Consider the following 19822-nt stretch of genomic DNA (forward strand, 5'->3'; position numbering starts at 1 on the left):
GCCAGCTGCTGTCGGCCGCGCTGACCTTCTCGGCCCTGCGCTACGTGTGTGAGCAGCACATCCGCCAGTGCGAGGCGGTGGCGCGCCAGCTGATGCTGCCGGCGCCTTTGGCTGCAGGCGCCTAGGCCGCCGCCGGGGCCTGCCACGGCCTGCGGCTAGAATGAGCAGCTTCGGGGCGTAGCGCAGTCTGGTAGCGCATCTGCTTTGGGAGCAGAGGGTCGCACGTTCGAATCGTGTCGCCCCGACCACTTTGAGCACCGGTTGACGGGCTGATGGCTGTTTGCCTTCGGCCCGTTTTCCATTGGGCGATGGCATTGGCATGGCCGAGCCTGTCCGCTGGCCTGCCCGGAGGGACTCGAACCCCCGACCTGCTGCTTAGAAGGCAGCTGCTCTATCCAGTTGAGCTACGGGCAGATGGCGCCGGACGTCAGAGCCGCCCGGCGTGAAGGCTGCGCATTCTAGGAGCCCGCGGCGCGGCCGGCCGCGGGCGGGCGCCGGCTACAGTGCGGCATGTCCCCGATCGCGCCTGCAGCACCGGCGTCGCCCCTTCTGCCCCCTGTTGCGCCCACCCGCGCCGACCGCCTGGATGCGCTGCGCGGCCTGGCCATCGTGTGGATGGTGGGCTTTCATTTCGCCTTCGACCTGAACCACCTGGGCTGGCTGGAGCCACGCCAGGACTTCTACCGCGATGCGCTGTGGACCGGCCAGCGCACGGCCATCGTCAGCCTGTTCCTGCTGTGCGCCGGCCTGGGCCAGGCGCTGGCCCTGGCGGCGGGCCAGGGCTGGCCGCGCTTCTGGCGCCGCTGGGCCCAGGTGGCTGTCTGCGCGCTGCTGGTTTCGGCCGGCTCGGCGCTGATGTTTCCGCGCAGCTGGATCAGTTTTGGCGTGCTGCACGGCATGGCGGTGATGCTGATCGTCACCCGCGGCCTGGCCGTGGCCGGCCTGCCTGGCGTCTGGCTGTGGCCGCTGGGCGCGCTGGCCCTGGTGGCGCCCTGGCTGTGGCAGCACCCGTGGTTCGACCACCGCGCCAGCAACTGGATCGGCCTGGTCACGCACAAGCCCGTCACCGAGGACTATGTGCCGGTGCTGCCCTGGCTGGGCCTGATGCTGTGGGGCCAGGCCGCCGGCCAGTGGCTGCTGGCGCGGCGTGCGCACTGGCTGGCCGCGCCCCTGCCTGCGGCGCTGGCCGGCGCCGGTCGCGGCCTGGCCTGGCTGGGGCGCCGCCCGCTGACGGTCTACATGCTGCACCAGCCGCTGCTGATCGGCGGCCTGATGGCGCTGGGCTGGCTGCTGCAGCGGGGGGCGCGATGAACCAGCCGCTGGATGCACAGATCGGCGAGGCCCTGGCCCTGGTGATCGACGGCAACACCGGCACGCGCCGCGCGCTGGCCAATATGCTGCGCGACTTCGGCGTCACGCGCATCGAGCAGACCGGCCGGCCGCAGGATGCGCGCGGCATGCTGGAAATCCGGCCGTTCGACATCGTGCTGTGCGAGCACCACTTTCCCGGCGAGCCGATGAACGGCCAGGAGCTGATGGACGATTTGCGCCAGGCCGGCGTGCTGCCGCTGTCCTGCGTGGTGGTGATGATCTCCGGCGAGGCCAACTACGGCCATGTGGCCGAGGCCGCCGAGGTGGCGCTGGACGCCTACCTGCTGAAGCCGCACACCCCGGATGCGCTGCGTGTGCGCCTGCGCCAGGCGCGCGAGCGCAAGCGGGCGCTGGCCACGGTGTTCGAGCTGATCAACGAGCGCCAGTTCGAGAATGCCGCGGTGCAGGCCGAGGCCCTGGTCGATGCGCGTGGCCAGGTCTGGCTGCAGGCCGCGCGCATCGCCGCCGACCTGTGGCTGCGCCTGGGCCGGCCGGCCGACAGCGAGCGCCTGCTGGAGCTGGTGCTGCAGAACGGTGCGCTGCCCTGGGCGCGCCTGGGCCTGGCGCGCGCGCAGACCGAATCCGGCGCGGTGTTCCGTGCCCGGCGCACGCTGGAAAGCCTGATCACCGACCTGCCGGGCTATACCGATGCCTACGATGTGCTGGGCCGGGTGCTGTTCGAGCAGGGCGACGTGCCGGCGGCGCTGCAGGCCCTGGGCCAGGCCGCGCGCATCACGCCGCACAGCGTGGCCCGCCAGGTCAAGCTGGGCGTGATGCAGTTCTATTTTGGCGAGGCCGGCGATGCCGCGGCCTCGCTGGCCCAGGCGGTGCGGCTGGGTGCCAGCTCGCGCAGCTTCGACCTGCAGGGCCTGATGCTGCTGGCGGCGCTGCAGTTCGAGGCCGGTGATGCGCGCGGCCTGATGTCCTCGGTGGCGCTGCTCGAGCGCACCCTGGCCACCGCGCCCGAAAGCCCGCGCCTGCAGCGCTTTGCCAGTGTGCTGCAGGTGCTGCTGGCGCTGCTGGAGCGGCGCGTCGTCGAGGCCCTGGCGGCGATCCGCGCGATGGTCGACGAGATCGCCGAGCCCAGCTTCGACTTCGAGGCCGGCTGCAATCTGCTGATGCTGCTGGCGCGGCTGGACAGCAAGGAGATCCACCTGCCCGAGCTGCCCGAGCAGGTGGGCCGGCTGGCCTCGCGCTTTGCCGTCAGCCGCGCCACCTGCGACCTGCTGTGCGCGGCGCTGCGGGCCGGCCACGAGCTGGTGCCCACGGTGCGCGCCGAATACGAGCGCATCAATGCCATCGCCCAGCAGGCCGTGGGCCACACCGTGGCCGGCGAGCCCGACCAGGCCGCCACGCTGCTGCTGGCCGGCGCCGAGCGCACGCTGAATGCCAAGCTGATGGACCTGGCGGCCAGCACCATCCAGCGCCACCGCGAGTCCATCGCCGATGCCGATGGCCTGCAGCAGCGGCTGCAGGCGCTGAACGACACCTACCGCAGCTATGGCACGCAGCTGCGCGTGGCCCGCGTCGACGACCCGCGCACGCTGACCGGCGCCGCCCGGCCCGAGGCGGTGCCGCTGGACGGCGTGGATGCGGCAGTGGCTGCCGACCCGGCGGTCGATCCCGCGGTCGATCCGGCGGCCGTTGCCGCCGCCGGCGATGCAGCGGGTACAGTGGCTTCATGAGCGCCCAGGTCCTGTTCGGCTTCCATGCCGTCACCGTGCGGTTGAAGACCGCCCCCCAGTCCATCGTCGAGATCCACGTCGATGCCACGCGGCGCGATGCGCGCATGCGCCAGTTCGTCGAGCGGGCCCAGGCCGCCGGCGCCAAGATCGTCGACAGCGACGACCAGCGCCTGATCCGCCTGGCCGGCAGCCCGCGCCACCAGGGCGTGGTGGCGCGTGTCACGCCGGTGGCGCGCAGCCATTCGCTGGACGATGTGCTCGACCAGGTGGAAGGCGCGCCGCTGGTGCTGGCGCTGGACGGCGTGACCGATCCGCACAACCTGGGCGCGGTGCTGCGCGTGGCCGATGGGGCCGGCGCCCATGCGGTGGTGGCGCCCAAGGACCATGCGGTGGGCCTGAACGCCACCGTGGCCAAGGTGGCCTCGGGCGCGGCCGAGACCATGCCCTATCTGATGGTCACCAATCTGGCGCGGTCCCTGAACGAGCTGAAGGAGCGCGACATCCGCATCATCGGCCTGTCCGACGATGCCGAGCGCACGCTGTACGACCTGGACCTCAGCGGCCCGGTGTGCCTGGTGCTGGGCGCCGAAGGCCCGGGCATGCGCCAGCTCACGCGCAAGACCTGCGACGAGCTGGTCAGCATCCCGATGAGCGGCGCGGTGGAAAGCCTCAACGTCTCGGTGGCTGCCGGCGTGTGCCTGTACGAGGCCTTGCGCCAGCGGCGCGGGCAGGGCGAGGCCTGAACCTGGCCTGAGCGCGTCGATACACTGCGGTCCACCTCTTCCGACCGAGCCGCGCCATGCCCGTCTTCGCCGTCCAACACCCCCTCGTGCGTCACAAGATCGGCCTGCTGCGCGAGGCCGACATCTCGACCAAGAAGTTCCGCGAGCTGACGCATGAGCTGGCGCGCCTGCTGGCCTACGAGGCCACGGCCGACTTCCCGCTGGAAAAGACCACCATCGATTGCTGGAGCGGCCCGACCGAGATCGAGCAGATCGCCGGCCGCAAGGTCACCGTGGTGCCCATCCTGCGCGCCGGCCTGGGCATGCTCGACGGCGTGCTGGACCTGGTGCCCAATGCCAAGGTCAGCGTGGTCGGCCTGGCGCGCGACCATGAGACGCTGCAGCCGGTCAACTACTTCGAGAAGTTCGTCGGCCAGCTGGAAGAGCGCACGGCCATCATCATCGACCCGATGCTGGCCACCGCCGGCTCGATGATCGCCACGGTCGATCTGCTCAAGGCCCGCGGCTGCAAGGACATTCGCGCCCTGGTGCTGGTGGCCGCGCCCGAGGGCATTGCCGCGCTCAACGCCGCCCATCCCGACGTGCGCTGCTGGACCGCGGCCATCGACAGCCACCTCAACGAGATCGGCTACATCATCCCGGGCCTGGGCGACGCCGGCGACAAGATCTTCGGCACCAAGGACGAGGCCACGCGCTGAGCATGGCAGGAGCGGGTCCGGCCGCTGCGCCGGTGGCGGCCACGGCGTCGGCCACGCGCAGCCTGGTGGCGCTGTTTGCCGCCACGGGGGTCGAGCTGACTTCGATCTTCGTCTTCGGTCCGCTCTTGCTGATCGAGCTGAAGGCGCGCGGCCTGGGCAGCACCGCCGCCGGCGCCTTTGCCGCGCTGGGCTGGATTGGCGTGCTGGTGGCCACGCCGTTCGCCTCGCGCCTGGTGCGCCGCCTGGGCACGGCGCGGGCCCTGCTGGTCAGCGGCGGCGTGCCGGTGCTGACCATCACCGGCATCCAGCTCAGCGACAGCGTGCCGCTGTGGGCCCTGCTGAACACCATCTCCGGCATGGCCGGCGCGCTGCGCTGGGTGCTCAGCGAGGCCCTGGTGGCCAAGCTGGCGCCGCCGCACCGGCGCGGCCGGCTGATGGGCTGGTTCTCGACCATGATCGGCGGCACCTTCATGCTCGGCCCGGCCCTGCTGGCGGCGGTGCTGGCGCGCGGCTGGACGCCGCACCAGGCTGGCTGGCTGGCGCTGGGCCTGGCCGTGCTGGGTCTGCTGCTGCTGGCCGGCGTGCGCGCGCCCGAGCTGGCCGCGGCGCCGGCCGCCACCGCTGGCGACACCGCGCCCAAGGCCGGCCTGGGCCTGGCCCTGCGTGCCGCGCCGGTGGTGATGGTCACCGGCCTGGTGGGTGGCTTCTTCGAGGCCGGACTGTCCGGCGCACTGCCGCTGTGGGGCCTGGCCCTGGGCTGGACCGAGGCCGCCGCGGCCCTGCTGGTGACGGTGTCGGGCCTGGGCAGCACGCTGGCGGCGGCGCCGGTGGGCGAACTGGCCGACCGCTGGCCGCGCGAGCGGCTGCGCCGCATCGGCGTGGCCCTGTGCCTGGGCGGGGCGCTGCTGGTGCCGGCGGTGTCGGCCGGTGGGCTGGGCGGGGGCGGCACCTGGGCCTGGCTGATCTGGCCCATCGTCGCGCTGTGGGGCGCGGCCGGCGCCGGCCTGTATACGCTGGCGATGACCGAGATCGGCCACCAGTATGCCGACGGGGCCGCCCACGACCAGGCGCCGGGCGGCGGCCTGGTCGATGCCACGGCGGTGCTGGTCACCGCCTACACGCTGGGCGGCGTGCTGGCACCGGCGGTGGCCGGGCTGATGCTGGACCTGGCGCCACGCTGGGGCCTGGCCGCGGCGCTGGCCGTGGTGGCCCTGGTCGGCTTCTGGCGACCGTCCGTCGCACGGCGCTAGCGGCGCCACGCGGCTTGGTTACCATCGCGCCCGTTTCAATCTTCAACTTGCTTCAGGAGCACACCCGCCATGGCCATGGATGTCGTCGACTACGAGATCAAGGGCTCGGAAATGCAGTTTGTCGAGGTCGAGCTCGACCCCGGCGAGGCCGCGGTCGGCGAGGCCGGCAGCCTGTTCTTCATGGATGCCGGCATCGGCATGGACACCGTCTTCGGCGACGGCAGCAACCAGGGGGGTGGCGGCTTCTTCGGCAAGCTGCTGGGCGCGGGCAAGCGGCTGATCACCGGCGAGTCGCTGTTCACCACCGTCTACACCAACCAGGCGCCGCAGAAGCAGCGCGTGGCCTTCGGCGCGCCCTATCCGGGCAAGATCATCCCGATGGACCTGCGCCAGCTGGGCGGCATGCTGGTGTGCCAGAAGGACAGCTTTCTGTGCGCGGCGCGCGGCGTCTCGCTGGGCATCTATTTCCAGCAGAAGCTGTCTGTAGGCTTCTTCGGCGGCGAGGGTTTCATCATGCAGAAGCTCGAAGGTGACGGCCTGGCCTTCGTGCATGCCGGCGGCACCGTGGTCAAGCGCGAGCTGCAGCCCGGCCAGACGCTGATGGTGGACACCGGCTGCGTGGTCGCCTTCACGCCCAACGTCAATTTCGAGATCCAGTACGTCGGCAAGATCAAGACCGCGCTGTTCGGTGGCGAGGGCCTGTTCTTCGCCAAGCTCAGCGGCCCGGGCACGGTGTGGCTGCAAAGCCTGCCGTTCAGCCGCCTGGCCAGCCGCGTGTTTGCCGCCGCGCCGCAGAATGGCGGCTCGCGCGAGCAGGGCTCGGTGCTGACCGGCGTGGCCGGCGGCGGCCTGCTGGGCGGCATCCTGGGCGGTGGCGACGACGATTGAGCCGGAAGTGATCGTGGCTTGATCGACGACAAGGCAGTGTGGCGGCCCGGTCTGCCACCTGCCCTTTACACTTGCGGGTTGCCCTGAAGCCTGCCGCCCTGTCGTGATCCTGCTGCCTCCCGCCGGTGTCGCCCGGCGCCAACTCCTGTCCCTGGGCCTGCGGGCCGCCGTGGCTCCGGCCATGCTTGCGTCCCCGCTGGCCCGAGCCGACGGTCTGGGCGCCAAGCCTGGCGCAGCGCGGCGGCCGATCTTCGTGCTCAATTCGCTGGACGCCAACGTCAGCGTCATCGATCCGCAGACCTGGACCGAGCGCCGCCGCATCCCCACCGGCAAGGAGCCGCACCACCTGTACCTGACGCCGGACGAGAAGAGCCTGATCGTCGCCAATGCGCTGTCGGACACGCTGACCTTCATCGACCCGGTCACGGCCGAGGTGCAGCGTGTGCTGGACGGCATCGTCGATCCCTACCAGCTGCGCTTCTCGCCGGACATGAAGTGGTTCGTCACCGCCGCCAACCGGCTGGACCATGTGGACATCTACCGCTGGGTGCCCGCCGACACGGCCCAGCCGCTGAAGCTGGCCAAGCGCATCGCCGCGCCCAAGACGCCCAGCCATCTGTTCATCGACAACCGCAGCAGCACGGTCTACGTGTCGCTGCAGGACAGCGACGAGCTGATGGCCATCGACCTGGCCACCCAGGCGCCGCGATGGAAGATCAAGGTCGGCAAGATGCCGGCCGACGTCTACCTGTCGCCCGACGACAAGCGGCTGTTCGTCGGCCTCACCGGCGACAAGGTGGTCGAGGTCTACGACGTCACGCAGTCGCCGGGCAAGCTGATCGAGCGCATCGTCACCGGCGAGGGCGCGCATGCCTTCCGCGCCCGCGGCGACGGCCGGCAGCTGCTGGTCAGCAACCGCGTGGCCAATACGCTGAGCCTGATCGACGTGCAGACGCTGAAGGTGCTGGCCACGCTGCCCGGTCCCAGCGGCCCCGATTGCATGGACCTGCTGGCCGATGGCCGCACCCTGCTGCTCAGCTCGCGCTGGGCCGGCAAGATGAGCGTGATCGACCTGGAGACGCGCCAGGTGCTGCGCCAGGTGAAGGTCGGCCGCTCGCCGCATGGCATCTGGACCCTGGACCATGCGCCTCGGCGCTAGCGCCAGCACCGCCCTTGGCCTGGTGCTGGCCGTGTCCAGCGCCGCTGCGGCGCCGGCCTGCGCCAAGCCGGTCTACCTGAGCTTCGACACCGGCCACATGGGCGTGGCCGAGCTGGTGGCCCAGGTGCTCAGGCGCCAGCAGGTCAAGGCCACCTTCTTCCTGGCCAACGAACGCACCCAGACCGGCGGCGCCAGCCTGGACGAGCAATGGGCGCCGTGGTGGCGCGAGCGCGCGGCCGAGGGCCATGCCTTCGGCTCGCACACCTGGGACCATGGCAGCTGGCTGGCCGACCGGCCCGACGGCCGCTTTGATCTGCGGCCCAGCCAAGGCCCGCAGGCCGGCCAGCGCCTCACCGTGGACGCCGCCGCCTACTGCGCCGAACTGCAGCGCCCGGCGCAGCGCTTCCAGGCCATCACCGGCCAGGCCATGTCGCGCTGGTTCCGTGCGCCGGGCGGCAAGACCTCGCCGGCCCTGCTGGCGGCGGCCCGGTCCTGCGGCTGGACCCATGTCGGCTGGAGCCCGGCCGGCTTCCTGGGCGACGAGTTGCCCAGCGAGCGCTTTCCCAATCAACGGCTGCTGGCCCAGGCCCTGCGCGACATCCGGCCCGGCGACATCCTGGTGGCCCACCTGGGCATCTGGTCGCGCCGCGAGCCCTGGGCGCCGGCGGTGCTGGAGCCGCTGATCGAGGGCCTGAAGGCGCGGGGCTTCTGCTTTGCCACGCTGCGCGAGCATCCGCAGCTGGGCCCGGCGGGCGGATAGAACACGGCCATGGACTGGATCACCGACCGCTTCGAGCAGGCCCAGCTGTGGCTGTTCGAGACCTGGCTGCAGCCGCTGATGTTCCACGCCGGGCTGGGCAATCTGCTGGCCGACGGCCACCGCGCCACCGGCTGGCTGCTGGTCGGCCTGCTGCAGCTGGCGGTGATGCTGGCGGTGTTTCGCACGCTGGAGCGCTGGCGTCCGGCCGAGGCCGTGGTCGACCGTGCCGCGGTGCGCACCGACATCGTCTACACGCTGATCCACCGCCTGGGCCTGTTCCGCGTGGCGCTGTTCTTCGCCATCGACCCGCTGTGGGACCTGCTGCGCGGCTGGCTGGGCCTGCACGGCATGGGCGGCCTGGAGCTGGACCGGTTGTGGCCGGGCGTCACCGACCAGGCCTGGGTCAGCTTCCTGATCTACCTGCTGGTGTTCGACGCGGTGGACTATGTGTACCACCGCGTGCAGCACCGGCTGGACTGGTGGTGGCAGCTGCATGCGGTGCACCACAGCCAGCGCCAGATGACGATGTGGAGCGACAACCGCAACCACCTGGCCGACGACCTGCTGCGCGACAGCGTGTTTGCGCTGCTGGGCATCGCCATCGGCGTGGCGCCGGCGCAGTTCATCGCCCTGGTGGCGGTGACGCAGCTGGTCGAGAGCCTGTCGCATGCCAACACCCGGCTGGACTTCGGCCCGCTGCTGAGCCGGCTGATCGTCAGCCCGCGCTACCACCGCACCCACCATGCCATCGGCATCGGCCACGAGGCCAGCGGCCCGCGCGGTGGTGCGGGCACGCTGGGCGGCTGCAATTTCGCGGTGCTGTTCCCGATCTGGGACATGCTGGGCGGCACGGCGCGCTTCGATGCACCAGCATCGCGCATCGCCCCCACCGGCATCCGCGACCAGCTCGAAGGCCGCGACTACGGCCACGGCTTCTGGGCCCAGCAGTGGCTGGGCCTGCGCCGGCTGTTCGACCGCGACGCCTGAACGGGCCTTCCGGCCCGCGGCCCATCCCCCTCGATCACGGGGGTGGTGGCGACCGTCCCAGGCCGTGGCCCATGCGCCAAGTGCTTGTCTTTACAAGCGATTCACTATTCCGTCATCCCACCATCACTTTCGGGGGCGGGCTTGCCCGGGGTGAACTCGGCGCTCTACTTGCTTAGCCTTCCCGGTCTTGGCGTGACGGATTGCACCCAAGGGGCCGGTGCGATGCACCGCAAACCCTGGACAGACTGCCGCGCACAGGTCAGGGGCCGCTTCATGAGAGCGGTCCGATTCGCTACCCATCCACTCCATAGAAGGACGGAGTCACAGACCATGAAGAACAACCTCGCACGCACCGCCCTGGCGCTGGCCAGCCTGCTGGCCCTGGCCGTTCCCGCGTCGGCCCAGAGCGTGGCCTCGCAGCTGACCGCCACCGGTGCCAACCACTCGCCGCTGATCCTGGCCGGCGGCGGCGCCTACAACGCCAACCGCCTGGTGGACGCCAACGTGCCGACCTCGGCCTTCAGCGGCGTGGTCAGCGTGCGCACGGTCTACGACATCGGTCTGCCCACCCAGGCGGCCTACATCTGCTCGGGCGCGCTGATCTCGCCCTGGCATGTGCTGACCGCCGCCCACTGCATCGACAAGAACGATGACGGCCTGGGCATGTCGCTGAATGCGCAGAACACCGTGGCGGTGAACTTCAACCACGACAACGCCAGCAGCACCCTCGCCGGCACCACCCGCATCTCTGCGCAGACGGTGCGCATGAATGGCAACTACCAGGGCTTCAACAACTGCCCCGATGGTTCCACGGGCTGCCTGAACGACGACCTGGCCATCATCACGCTGGCCGAGAAGGCTCCGGACGCGGCCAAGATCTACAGCATCTACAGCGGCGCGCCGGCCGATGGCCAGCTGATCACCATGGTCGGCTACGGCACCTCGGGCACCGGCCACGTCGGCCATGTCAGCGGCACGGCCAACTACTACATCAAGAAGGTGGCCTACAACGCCGCCGACCTCTACGATCTGGACGACGAGCAGGGCTTTGCCGCCGGCCCGTCCGAGGTCTGGTACGCCGACTTCGACGGCGTCGACCAGCGTGGCCAGCTGCAGGACACCTGGGGCCAGCTGGGCCTGCCCAACACCCCGCGCCTGCCCACCGGCGTCGAAGGCAACATCGGCGGCGGTGACTCCGGCGGCCCGTCGTTCATCCTGCACGAAGGCCAGCTGGTGCTGTTCGGCAACAACACCTTCGGCGGACGCTGGGACGACCAGGTCAGCGGCACCTACGGCACCTACTTCGGCGGCATGGTGCTGTCGGCCTATGGTGACTTCATCGACAGCAGCACGCTGGGCATGGCGCAGATGGTGCCGGAACCCGAGACCTATGCGCTGATGCTGGCCGGTCTGGGCGTGGTGGGCCTGCTGGCCCGCCGCCGCCGTCAGGACTGATCCACCCGGCTTTGAGCCACTCGCCCGGGCCGCGCGTATGCGCGGCCCGGGCGATCCTCATTCTGGGCACCAGCCCGGCGATCCCTACAAACGCATTGCGGTCTTCATCGATTGTTGCGGGGCATCGCTGTACGCTCCTCTTGCATGCTGGGTGATTGGCCTGGTGGCGAGGAGACAACGATGATGACTTCTTCTTCGATGCGCCTGCTGCTGGGCACGGCGCTTTCGCTGTGCGGCCTGGCTTCGGCGCAGGCCGCCAGCGGCCAGATCGACAGCTTCAGTGCCAATGCACTGAGCGTGCCGGTGGGCGGCACGGTCGACTTCACGGTCAGCTACAGCGTCAGCGCCAGCAGCTGGTCCTCCGGCGGGGCCGATCCGGTCGAGCCGGCGCCCCAGGAGGGCTACCAGTTCTGGGCCGTGAATTGGTACAACTCCGAGACCGAGACGGTGAGCAGCATCAGCCTGCAGGCCGGTGGCAACGGGTTCAACGACATGCCCAGTGCGCCTGCCGGCAGCGGCCACAGCGGCAGCTGGACGTTTTCGATGCTGTTCCCGCAGGCGGGCGTTTTCCAGATCACCGCGTCCGGCGACTGGGCGGTCAACGTCACCTCGTACTACAGCCAGGAGTCGGCGTCACGCCAGTGCGACAACATCGATCCGGAAGGCAGCGGCACCCTGCAGTGCACGTCCTGGCAGTGGCAGTACAGCGATGGCAGCAACGAGAGCAGTCTGAGCGGCAGCATGCCGGCGCTGACGCTGAGCATCGAGGTCGTGAACGCCGTGCCCGAGCCCGCCACCTGGGCCCTGTGGCTGGCCGGGGCCGCCTGGCTGACCAGGCGCGTGCGGCATGGCCGTGGCCGCCTGCGCTGAGCCCGGTCGCCGCAGACCGGCGCAGGGTCAGCCGCGGGCGTCCAGCACCGCCCGCACCAGGCGGGCGCCGGGGGCGGCCAGTCGGGGCAGGTCGGGCACACGCTGGGATTCCACGGCCTGCAGCACCCATTCGTGGATGCCGCCGACGATGGCCACCGCCTGCTCGCGGCCCAGGTCGTGCTGGCCGCTGGCTTTGACCACCTCGATGATCAGGTCGGCAAAGCGCTCGGTGCTGCGCCGGCGCGCGGCCAGGCCTTCGGCGCCCAGGCCCATGATCTCGACGAACAGCGTGGCCAGCAGGGCCGGGTTGCGCGCCAGGCAGGCCAGGTAGGCGGCGAGCGCCTGTTCGACCTGGTCATGCCAGTCGCGCCGCGGGTCCAGCGCCTCGCGCAGCACCTTCAGCGTGGCCAGGCTGGCCGATTCGTACAGCGCGATGAAGCAGGCCGGCTTGTCGCTGAAATGCTCGTAGAAGCTGCGCTTGGACACCCGCGCGGCCGAGGCCAGATCGGCGATGGTGACTGCCGCATAGCCCTTGGCGGCCACCGTCTCGGCCATGGCCTGCAGCAGGCGGTGGCGGTGGTCCAGGTCGGGCAGGACGTCGACGAGCATGCGGGAATGATGCCATGCACGCCCGCCGCCATCCTGACGCTCGGACATTGGTACTGATAAGTACCAAATCCGGTTAGCATTGCCGTCGTGCGCCCGTTGCGCCGCGGAGATGCTGTGACCGACCTGCCCGTGCGCCGCCTGCTGGTGGATCTGCAAAGCCCGTTCGAGCGGCGCTGGAACGGCGGCGACGCCTTCCGCAGCGCCTTCTTCAATGCGCTGTCGATGAGCTTTCCGGTGGGCGAGCAGTTTTTCATCGACTCGGTGCGCGATGGCCTGGCCAAGCTGCCGACCGATCTGCCCGCGGAGCGCCGCGCCGAGTTCGAGGCCGAGGTGCGCGGCTTCATCGGCCAGGAGGCCACGCACCGCCGCATCCATGCGCTGTACAACCAGCAACTGCAGCAGCAGGGCTTCGTCAACCACTGGGAACAGCGGGCCAAGCGCCGGCTGCGCAAGCTGGAGGGCGTGGATGTGCGCATCTGGCTGGGCGCCACCGCGGCCACCGAGCACTTCACCGCCATCCTGGCCGAGCATTTGCTGAACCACCACAGCCCGCTGGCCGGGGCCGAGCCGCGCCTGGCCCTGCTGTGGCGCTGGCATTCGGCCGAGGAGAGCGAGCACCGCTGCACGGCCTTCGACCTGTACCGGGCGCTTGGCGGCAATCAGACCTGGCGCCAGCGCCTGTTCCTGATCGTCACCTGGCATTTCGCCACCGATGCGCTGCGCCAGACCCTGCACAACCTGTGGCGCGACGGTGCGCTGTGGCGCTGGTCGACCTGGAAGAGCGCCTGGCGCTTTCTGTTCGCCGGCCAGGATGGCGAGCCGGGCCTGATCCCGGCCATCGCCGGACCCTGGCGCGCCTACCGCCGTGCCGACTTCCATCCCGGCCAGCACGGTGGTGAGGCCGGCGGCCGCTGGCTGGCCGACAACGCGGCCAGCTACACCCTGGTCGGCCGCGCCTTGTAGAAGGTCAGCGGCGCCGCCGGCGTGGCCGCCAGCTCGGCCGCACGTTCGGCCGCCCGGGCGGCCTTCAGCACATGCGGCTGCATGCGGCCCACCACATGCATCTCGCAGGGCTTGCAGTCGAAGCGCAGCGTCAGCACGTCATCGCCATGGCGCAGTTGCAGCGGCTCGGCGCGTATCGTGCCCTGCACGCCGGTCACGCCCTTGGCCTGCTTGGGGCACAGGCTCAGGCTGAAGCGCACGCAGTGCCGCGTGACCATCAGGCTGACCTCGCCCAGCTCCTCGTGGCTTTCGTAAGCAGCCTCGATCAGCTCCACGCCATGGCGGGCATAGAAGTCGCGCGCCGCATGGTTGTAGACATTGGCCAGGTAGCTGAGCGAGCGTTCGGGGCAGGGCGCCGGCGGCTCGACCGGCGTGGCCCGCGGCAGGCGCTGCCAGGCGGCGGAGCGGGCGGCTTCGAGCGCCGCCACGGCATCGCGGCGCAGCGCATTCAGCGCCGCGGTGGGCACGAACCAGGGCTGTGACAGGGCCAGGTCCAGGCTGCGTGCGGCAAACATCGTCGTGCCCAGCTTGGCCAGCTGCTCCTGCAGCTGGGCCTGGGCGCGGGCCGCATCGCGCGCCGGCTGCAGCGGGCCGGCCAGCTCGGCCTGGCCGACATGGCCGTCTTCGTCGGTCAGCGTCAGCACCAGGCCCGCGCCCAGTTCACCGGTCTCGTCCAGGCGCAGGTCGCAATCGATGCGGCGCTCGGCGGTCTTCTTCTCCAGCGTGCGGTCCCAGGCGATGTCGCGGTTGCGGAACAGGGCCGTGCCACGCTTCAGGTCCTTCAGCCCGGCCAGCGTCTCGTTGGGCAGCAGGCGCCAGCGTCGGCCGGCCGCGTCCAGCGCGCGGGCGGTATTGACCTGCACGCCGTTGAGCTCGCCCTGCAGGTCCCACCAGGTGATGCCGTCGCCATTGGCCACTGCGTCCACGCCGTCGGCCAGCAGCACGTCCAGGTGCTCGGGCCCGATATTCAGCACCTCGCCCAAGGCCAGGCCGGCATGCTTGGGGCTGTCGAAGGCGCCGATGTCCTCTTTGCGGCCGTTGACGAAGTAGTCGGTGGTGCCGCGGTTGAAGTTGCGCTCGGGGTCGGGCGTGAAGAAGAACGTGCAACGGCCGCTGGACGAGGCCCGCAGGTCGCGCCGCCCGTCCAGGATCTGGTCGAACAGCCGCCGGTAGTGGGCGGTGACGTTCTTGACGTAGCCCACGTCCTTGTAGCGGCCCTCGATCTTGAAGCTTCGGATGCCGGCCTCGACCAGGGCGGCCAGGTTGGCGCTCTGGTTGTTGTCCTTCAGGCTCAGCACGTGCTTGTCGTGGGCGATGATGTGGCCGGCCGCGTCGGCCACGGTGTAGGGCTGGCGGCATTCCTGGCTGCAGCTGCCGCGGTTGGCGCTGCGCCCGGTCAGCGCATGGCTGATGTCGCACAGGCCCGAATAGGCCACACACAGCGCGCCGTGGATGAAAAACTCCAGCACCGAGTCACGCACCTCGGCACGTATCGCCCGGATCTGCGGCAGCGTCAGCTCGCGCGCCAGCACCATCTGGCTGAAGCCCACGTCCTGCAGGAAGCGCGCCTTCTCGGGCGTGCGGATGTCGGTCTGGGTGCTGGCATGCAACTGCAGCGGTGGCAGGTCCAGCTGCAGCAGGCCCATGTCCTGCACGATCAGTGCATCGGCGCCGGCCTCGTAGAGCTGCCAGGCCAGGCGGCGCGCCGGCTCCAGCTCGTCGTCGCGCAGGATGGTGTTCAGCGTGACGAAGATGCGCGCGTTGTAGCGGTGGGCATGCTGCACCAGGCGGGCGATGTCGGCCACCTCGTTGCCGGCCTTCTCGCGCGCGCCGAAGCTGGGCCCGCCGATGTAGACGGCGTCGGCGCCATGGTCGATGGCGGCGATGCCGATGTCGGCATCACGTGCCGGGGCCAGCAGTTCGAGGGTATCGCGGGCGATGTTGCGGAGCATGCGGCGATTGTCGCCGCTGCTGCCATGGCTGTCGCTGCCGCCGTTTTCAGCGCAGGTGCGGCGTGGTGCGGCCCGAGGCCGTCAGGGCCAGCTGGGTCACCCAGTCGTGCGTGCGCGAGGGCGGGGCCCAGGCCACGGCCAGCGGCACGCAGGCCAGCAGGGCCACCGCCGGCCAGCGGGCGAAGGGCGTGCGCGGCAGCGGCCCGGCCAGGCGCGCCAGCACGCTGGCGGCCGTGCCCAGCGCAAAGCCGGCGATGACCTCGCTCCACGAGTGCGCGCCCACGGCCACGCGCGACACCGCCACCATGGCGGCCAGCGCCAGGCCCAGCGCCCAGCCGCTGCGCACGCGGGCATGCGGCCTCAAGGTCTGTGCCAGCACCACCAGCAGCGGCGGCAGGATGGCGGCGGAGAACATTGCATGGCCGGAGATGCCGGTGAAGTCCAGCGAGGCCAGGCCCAGGCCCCAGCCGATGAAGGCCAGCTTGGTGGCCGTGGTCAGCAGCGCAGCCAGCGCGGTGGTGGCCAGCCAGGTGCCGGCCAGCGCCCGGCTTTCGGGCCGGCGCGCCAGGGCCAGCAGGGCCAGTGCCATGGCCGGCAGCAGCAGCTGGGCTTCGCCCAGGCGGGTGACGGCCGGCCAGAGCAGGTCGCCCATGGCCTGGGGCTCAGGCCGCGGCGGCCTTCAGCCGGGCGGCGGCGCCGTCGATGCTGGCCTTCAGCTCGGCATAGCTGCGGTTCACCGGGAACTGCGGGAACTGAGCGACGATGCTCTCGGGCGGGTGGATGAAGAAGCCGGCGTCGGCCGCACCCAGCATGCCGGTGTCGTTGTAGCTGTCGCCGGCGGCGATGACCTGGTAGTTCAGGCCCTTCAGTGCATTGACGGCATGAAACTTCTGGTTCGGCTGGCGCAGCTTGTAGTCGGCGACGAAGCCGTCGCCGTCGATCACCAGCTTGTGGCAGAACAGCGTCGGCCGGCCCAACTGGCGCATCATCGGATCGGCGAACTCGTAGAAGGTGTCCGACAGGATGATGACCTGGAAGCGGCTGCGCAGGTCGTCGAGGAAGTCCTTGGCGCCGTCCATCGGCGCCATGCCGGCGATCACCGCCTGGATGTCGGCCAGCTTCAGGCCATGCTGCTTGAGCAGGGCCAGGCGCCAGCGCATCAGCTTGTCGTAGTCGGGTTCCTCGCGCGTGGTGCGGCGGAACTCGGCGATGCCGGTGCGTTCGGCAAAAGCGATCCAGATCTCGGGGATCAGCACACCTTCGAGATCGAGGCAGACGACTTGCATGGGCGGGACTCAGGGCAGGTGGAAACAGCGGCCGGCGATGCTAACGCATGGGCTTGACCCGGCCTTGACGCGGCCGCTGTTGCAGTCGGTTGCCATTTGCCACCGCCGGGCCCCCGTCTTTGCGGGGGCGTGGCCCTTGCTGCGGTCGCTGGCGGCGCGCCCAATCCAGCCACAAGTCGAGGAGAACGGCATGGCGAGAGGTGGCAACAGGTGGGGGATGCTGATGTTGGCCCTGGGCTTGGGCTTGGGCTTGTGGGCGGCGCTGCCCGCCCAGGCCCAGACCGGGCCGGTGCGGGTGGATCTGTACGGTGGCTATGAAGAGACCGTCGGCAGCGGCATCGCGCTGTCGGACTGGCGCGCCAGCGAATGGGCCATGGTGATCGACTTCGGCCATGCCGCGGAAGGCCTGAACGACTGGTGGCCGCTGGGCCAGTACAACTCCTTCGGCGCCCGCATCACCGTCGACGTGGATGCGGCGACCTCGCGCGACTACGCGCTGCTGCTGGGCTCGGACGATGCGGCCTATCTGTTCATCGACGGCCAGCTGGTGCTGTCGCGGCCCGGCCCCAATTCCTATGGCCAGACCGGTGCCGACGTGGCCATTGCCGCCGGCCGCCACCGGCTGGAGATCCAGTTCTACAACTCGTTCTGCTGCGGTGGCTCGCTGACGCTGGACACCGACGGCCTGGAACTGCTGGTGTCACCGGTGCCCGAGCCGGCGGCCTGGGCGCTGTGGTCCGGCGGCCTGCTGGCGGCCGGCGCCTGGACGCGCCGGCGCCGCCAGCCGCGCTGACCCGGCCGGCTCAGGCCGGGCTCACGCTCACCGCCACGCCCGACAGCACGGCATTGCCCGACAGCGGGTCGATCAGGCCATCGTCGAGCACCGCATTCAGGTTGGCGCCGGGGCGCTGGGCGGCCAGCGACAGGCGCGAGCCCGGCAGGTCGTGGCCCCAGCCGTGGGGCAGGCAGGCCACGCCGGGCCGCACCCGCTCGGTGATCTCCACCGGCGCGCTGATGCGGCCCTGGCGGCCGCTCAGCTGGGCGCTGGCGCCCTCGGTCAGGCCCAGACGCTGTGCATCGTCGGGATGCAGCTGCAGCGTGCAGCGCTCGGGGCCCTTGGCCAGCGTGGGCAGGTTGTGCATCCAGCTGTTGTTGGAGCGGCTGTCGCGCCGGCCGATCAGGCTCAGCTGGCCGGCCGCGGGCGCGGGCGCTTGCAGCTCGGCCAGGGCGCGTGGCAGGTCGGCCAGCAGCATGGGATGGGCGATGTCGACACGGCCCGTGGGCGTGCGCAGCATGCCCGGCAGGCGCGGCGACAGTGTGCCCAGGTCGATGCCGCCCTCGGCATCGGCGACCCTGGCCAGGTTCAGTCCGCCGGGCTGCTTGCCGGAGCCATCGCCCCATCCCTCGCCATAAGGGCCGCTGCGCAGCGCCAGGTCCACCAGGCGCTCGGGGCCGGTCCAGGGCTTCAGCGCGGCCAGCACCGGCGCGGCGTCGGCCAGGCCCTGGCGGCGCAGGTCGTCGCCGAGCAGCTCGTCGTCCAGCGCCTGCAGGTCCTGGCCGGCCAATGCGCCGCGCCCCTGCACGATGGCGATCAGCTGCAGCAGGCTCTGCCATTCGGCCGGCTGGCCGGCGGCCGGCTCGAACACCGGCCGGCTGTAGCGCGCCTGGTTGCGCCAGCTCAGCTGCGGGAAGGGCACGTCGTAGTGGCCTTCTTCCAGCGGCGACAGGCCGGGCAGGATGACGTCGGCCAGGCGCGAGGTCTCGTTGCAGTAGATGTCCAGGCTGACCATGAAGTCCAGACCTTGCAGCGCCTGGGCCAGGCGTTCGCCGCCCGGCGCCGACAGCACCGGGTTGGCGCTCATCACGATGGCCGCGCGCACCTGGCCGGGCCCGGGGGTCTCGATCTCCTCGGCCAGCTTGACGATGGGCAGCTCGCCAAACACCTCGGGCGCGCCGCTGACGCGGCTGCGGTGGCGGCCGGTGGCCACGCCGCGGCCGCGACCCGGCGTGCCCTGGGTGTTGGCGGCAAAGGCCGCGGCCTGGGCGAACATCAGCCCGCCTTCCACATCCAGCCGGCCGGTGAGGATGTTCAGCAGGTCGATCAGCCAGGTGGCCAGCGTGCCCAGGCTCTGGGTGCAGGTGCCGATGCGGCCATAGGCGCAGGCCCGCGGCGCGGCGGCAAAGTCGCGCGCCAGCGTGGTGATCTGCTCGGCGCTGATGCCACAGCGCCCGGCCACCGCCTCGGGCGTGAACGGTGCCAGCGCCTCGCGCAGCGCCTGCACATCGGCCTCGGCGATCCAGGCCGCGGCCCGGCCCAGGGTCACCCGCTCCTCGGCAAACAGCGTGTGGATCATCGCCGCCAGCAGCAGGGCGTCGGCGCCGGGGCGGATGGCCAGGTGCTGGTCGGCCAGGTCGGCGGTTTCGGTGCGCCGCGGGTCGATCACCACCAGGCGGCCGCCACGCTCGCGCAGCGCCCGGGCCTTGCCGCGGAAGTCGGGCACGGTCCACATGCTGCCGTTGCTGGCCACCGGATTGGCGCCCAGGATCAGCATGAAGTCTGTGCGCGGCAGGTCGGGCAGGGGCACGCTGAGCCAGTGGCCGTAGAGCAGGCCGCTGGCCAGCTGGCGCGGCATCTGGTCCAGCGTGCTGGCCGAGTAGACGTTCTTGCTGCCCACCGCGCGCGCCAGGCGGGCGAAGTACAGCAGCAGGCCCATCTTGTGCGCCGACGGGTTGCCGGCCACCAGGGCCAGGCTGTCGCGGCCGTGCTCGGCCAGCAGCGGCGGCAGCCGCGCGGCGATCAGCGCATAGGCCTCGTCCCAGCTGGCCGGCTGCAGCGGGCTGTTGCGGCCGCCGCGGCGGATCAGCGGCTGGCGCAGGCGGTCGGGATCTTCGTGCAGGTCCTTCAGCGCCACGCCCTTGGGGCAGAGGTAGCCGTCGCTGAGCACGTCGCCGGCCCAGCCGCGCACTGAAATCACTTGCTGGTCGCGGCTGCGCACCTCCAGGCCGCAACAGGCCTCGCACAGCGGGCAGATGCGGTAGTGGCGTTGGCTGTCAGGACTCGGATCTGGACTCACAGGCGGTCTCCGGCGCTCGTCAAGGAGCGTCGG

18 protein-coding genes and 2 tRNA genes are annotated in these 19822 nt (G+C 71.0%); 14 read left to right on the forward strand and 6 right to left on the reverse strand.

Annotated elements, in window-relative coordinates; translation table 11 throughout:
- The first annotated feature begins 171 nt into the window (after positions 1–171).
- Positions 172–248 (forward strand) — tRNA-Pro (locus KBC94_RS28255).
- Between the two features lie 89 nt (positions 249–337).
- Here KBC94_RS28255 and KBC94_RS28260 read toward each other — a convergent pair.
- A tRNA-Arg gene (locus KBC94_RS28260) sits at positions 338–414 on the reverse strand.
- A gap of 96 nt (positions 415–510) precedes the next feature.
- Between KBC94_RS28260 and KBC94_RS28265 the strand changes: the two genes are divergently transcribed.
- The 11 genes from KBC94_RS28265 to KBC94_RS28315 all read left to right on the forward strand — a co-directional run bounded on the left by KBC94_RS28265 (position 511) and on the right by KBC94_RS28315 (position 11866).
- On the forward strand, positions 511–1311 hold the full coding sequence (locus tag KBC94_RS28265) for a DUF1624 domain-containing protein (protein WP_294378640.1): 801 nt from the start codon (positions 511–513) through the stop codon (positions 1309–1311).
- Positions 1308–3056, forward strand: coding sequence for a response regulator (locus tag KBC94_RS28270; RefSeq protein WP_294378643.1), 1749 nt, complete (start codon positions 1308–1310; stop codon positions 3054–3056). Before KBC94_RS28265 ends, KBC94_RS28270 begins: the two co-directional genes overlap by 4 nt.
- A complete protein-coding gene (gene rlmB, locus KBC94_RS28275; protein ID WP_294378646.1) occupies positions 3053–3799 on the forward strand; it encodes a 23S rRNA (guanosine(2251)-2'-O)-methyltransferase RlmB in 747 nt (248 codons plus the stop codon). Before KBC94_RS28270 ends, rlmB begins: the two co-directional genes overlap by 4 nt.
- Before the next feature lie 56 nt (positions 3800–3855).
- Positions 3856–4497 (forward strand): uracil phosphoribosyltransferase, encoded by a 642-nt coding sequence (upp, locus tag KBC94_RS28280; protein WP_294378647.1) that lies wholly within the window; start codon positions 3856–3858, stop codon positions 4495–4497.
- Positions 4498–4499: 2 nt separating this feature from the next.
- Entirely contained in the window at positions 4500–5747 is a 1248-nt protein-coding gene (locus KBC94_RS28285) for an MFS transporter (protein ID WP_294378650.1), read from the forward strand.
- A gap of 69 nt (positions 5748–5816) precedes the next feature.
- A complete protein-coding gene (locus KBC94_RS28290) occupies positions 5817–6635 on the forward strand; it encodes a TIGR00266 family protein (protein WP_294378653.1) in 819 nt (272 codons plus the stop codon).
- A gap of 181 nt (positions 6636–6816) precedes the next feature.
- On the forward strand, positions 6817–7794 hold the full coding sequence (locus tag KBC94_RS28295) for a YncE family protein (protein ID WP_294378730.1): 978 nt from the start codon (positions 6817–6819) through the stop codon (positions 7792–7794).
- Entirely contained in the window at positions 7778–8554 is a 777-nt protein-coding gene (locus KBC94_RS28300; RefSeq protein WP_294378660.1) for a polysaccharide deacetylase family protein, read from the forward strand. The genes KBC94_RS28295 and KBC94_RS28300 overlap by 17 nt, the downstream gene beginning before the upstream one ends.
- Positions 8555–8563: 9 nt before the next feature.
- Entirely contained in the window at positions 8564–9541 is a 978-nt protein-coding gene (locus tag KBC94_RS28305; protein ID WP_294378663.1) for a sterol desaturase family protein, read from the forward strand.
- A 330-nt stretch (positions 9542–9871) separates the two neighbouring features.
- On the forward strand, positions 9872–10996 hold the full coding sequence (locus KBC94_RS28310; protein ID WP_294378666.1) for a trypsin-like serine protease: 1125 nt from the start codon (positions 9872–9874) through the stop codon (positions 10994–10996).
- Between the two features lie 180 nt (positions 10997–11176).
- Positions 11177–11866 carry a hypothetical protein gene (locus KBC94_RS28315; protein ID WP_294378669.1) on the forward strand — a complete coding sequence of 230 codons (690 nt, stop codon included), beginning with the start codon at positions 11177–11179 and terminating at the stop codon, positions 11864–11866.
- Between the two features lie 27 nt (positions 11867–11893).
- Here KBC94_RS28315 and KBC94_RS28320 read toward each other — a convergent pair whose 3' ends face one another.
- The gene (locus KBC94_RS28320; protein WP_294378672.1) at positions 11894–12475 is read right to left on the reverse strand and encodes a TetR/AcrR family transcriptional regulator; all 582 of its coding nucleotides are present in this window, start codon (positions 12473–12475) and stop codon (positions 11894–11896) included.
- 114 nt (positions 12476–12589) lie between these two features.
- Here KBC94_RS28320 and KBC94_RS28325 point away from each other — a divergent pair, with 114 nt between their 5' ends.
- The gene (locus KBC94_RS28325) at positions 12590–13438 is read left to right on the forward strand and encodes a metal-dependent hydrolase (protein WP_294378677.1); all 849 of its coding nucleotides are present in this window, start codon (positions 12590–12592) and stop codon (positions 13436–13438) included.
- On the opposite strand, the gene KBC94_RS28330 is transcribed toward KBC94_RS28325, so the two are convergent.
- The 3 genes from KBC94_RS28330 to thrH are packed head-to-tail and all read right to left on the reverse strand — an operon-like array spanning position 13411 to position 16715.
- Positions 13411–15429, reverse strand: a complete 2019-nt coding sequence (locus tag KBC94_RS28330; protein WP_294378679.1) for a U32 family peptidase — start codon at positions 15427–15429, stop codon at positions 13411–13413. The genes KBC94_RS28325 and KBC94_RS28330 overlap by 28 nt on opposite strands.
- A 46-nt stretch (positions 15430–15475) precedes the next feature.
- The gene (locus KBC94_RS28335; protein WP_294378682.1) at positions 15476–16081 is read right to left on the reverse strand and encodes a phosphatase PAP2 family protein; all 606 of its coding nucleotides are present in this window, start codon (positions 16079–16081) and stop codon (positions 15476–15478) included.
- A 10-nt stretch (positions 16082–16091) separates the two neighbouring features.
- A complete protein-coding gene (gene thrH / locus KBC94_RS28340) occupies positions 16092–16715 on the reverse strand; it encodes a bifunctional phosphoserine phosphatase/homoserine phosphotransferase ThrH (protein ID WP_294378684.1) in 624 nt (207 codons plus the stop codon).
- Between the two features lie 217 nt (positions 16716–16932).
- Between thrH and KBC94_RS28345 the strand changes: the two genes are divergently transcribed.
- Positions 16933–17508, forward strand: coding sequence for a PEP-CTERM sorting domain-containing protein (locus tag KBC94_RS28345; RefSeq protein WP_294378687.1), 576 nt, complete (start codon positions 16933–16935; stop codon positions 17506–17508).
- A gap of 10 nt (positions 17509–17518) precedes the next feature.
- Here KBC94_RS28345 and KBC94_RS28350 read toward each other — a convergent pair whose 3' ends face one another.
- The gene (locus KBC94_RS28350; protein WP_294378690.1) at positions 17519–19789 is read right to left on the reverse strand and encodes a molybdopterin-dependent oxidoreductase; all 2271 of its coding nucleotides are present in this window, start codon (positions 19787–19789) and stop codon (positions 17519–17521) included.
- Positions 19790–19822: the final 33 nt, after the last annotated feature.

Origin of the sequence: Pseudacidovorax sp. (assembly GCF_017991995.1) — a bacterium.
Lineage (GTDB): Bacteria > Pseudomonadota > Gammaproteobacteria > Burkholderiales > Burkholderiaceae_C > Xenophilus.

Excerpts from the sequence above, each read along its gene's own strand:
- KBC94_RS28285 (WP_294378650.1), top strand. The coding sequence starts at position 4,500 with ATGGCAGGAGCGGGTCCGGCCGCTGCGCCGGTGGCGGCCACGGCGTCG.
- KBC94_RS28335 (WP_294378682.1), bottom strand. The coding sequence starts at position 16,081 with ATGGGCGACCTGCTCTGGCCGGCCGTCACCCGCCTGGGCGAAGCCCAG.
- KBC94_RS28300 (WP_294378660.1), top strand. The coding sequence starts at position 7,778 with ATGCGCCTCGGCGCTAGCGCCAGCACCGCCCTTGGCCTGGTGCTGGCC.
- KBC94_RS28315 (WP_294378669.1), top strand. The coding sequence starts at position 11,177 with ATGATGACTTCTTCTTCGATGCGCCTGCTGCTGGGCACGGCGCTTTCG.
- KBC94_RS28295 (WP_294378730.1), top strand. The coding sequence starts at position 6,817 with ATGCTTGCGTCCCCGCTGGCCCGAGCCGACGGTCTGGGCGCCAAGCCT.
- thrH (WP_294378684.1), bottom strand. The coding sequence starts at position 16,715 with ATGCAAGTCGTCTGCCTCGATCTCGAAGGTGTGCTGATCCCCGAGATC.
- rlmB (WP_294378646.1), top strand. The coding sequence starts at position 3,053 with ATGAGCGCCCAGGTCCTGTTCGGCTTCCATGCCGTCACCGTGCGGTTG.
- KBC94_RS28310 (WP_294378666.1), top strand. The coding sequence starts at position 9,872 with ATGAAGAACAACCTCGCACGCACCGCCCTGGCGCTGGCCAGCCTGCTG.
- KBC94_RS28290 (WP_294378653.1), top strand. The coding sequence starts at position 5,817 with ATGGCCATGGATGTCGTCGACTACGAGATCAAGGGCTCGGAAATGCAG.
- KBC94_RS28320 (WP_294378672.1), bottom strand. The coding sequence starts at position 12,475 with ATGCTCGTCGACGTCCTGCCCGACCTGGACCACCGCCACCGCCTGCTG.
- KBC94_RS28330 (WP_294378679.1), bottom strand. The coding sequence starts at position 15,429 with ATGCTCCGCAACATCGCCCGCGATACCCTCGAACTGCTGGCCCCGGCA.
- KBC94_RS28305 (WP_294378663.1), top strand. The coding sequence starts at position 8,564 with ATGGACTGGATCACCGACCGCTTCGAGCAGGCCCAGCTGTGGCTGTTC.
- KBC94_RS28345 (WP_294378687.1), top strand. The coding sequence starts at position 16,933 with ATGCTGATGTTGGCCCTGGGCTTGGGCTTGGGCTTGTGGGCGGCGCTG.
- KBC94_RS28270 (WP_294378643.1), top strand. The coding sequence starts at position 1,308 with ATGAACCAGCCGCTGGATGCACAGATCGGCGAGGCCCTGGCCCTGGTG.
- upp (WP_294378647.1), top strand. The coding sequence starts at position 3,856 with ATGCCCGTCTTCGCCGTCCAACACCCCCTCGTGCGTCACAAGATCGGC.
- KBC94_RS28265 (WP_294378640.1), top strand. The coding sequence starts at position 511 with ATGTCCCCGATCGCGCCTGCAGCACCGGCGTCGCCCCTTCTGCCCCCT.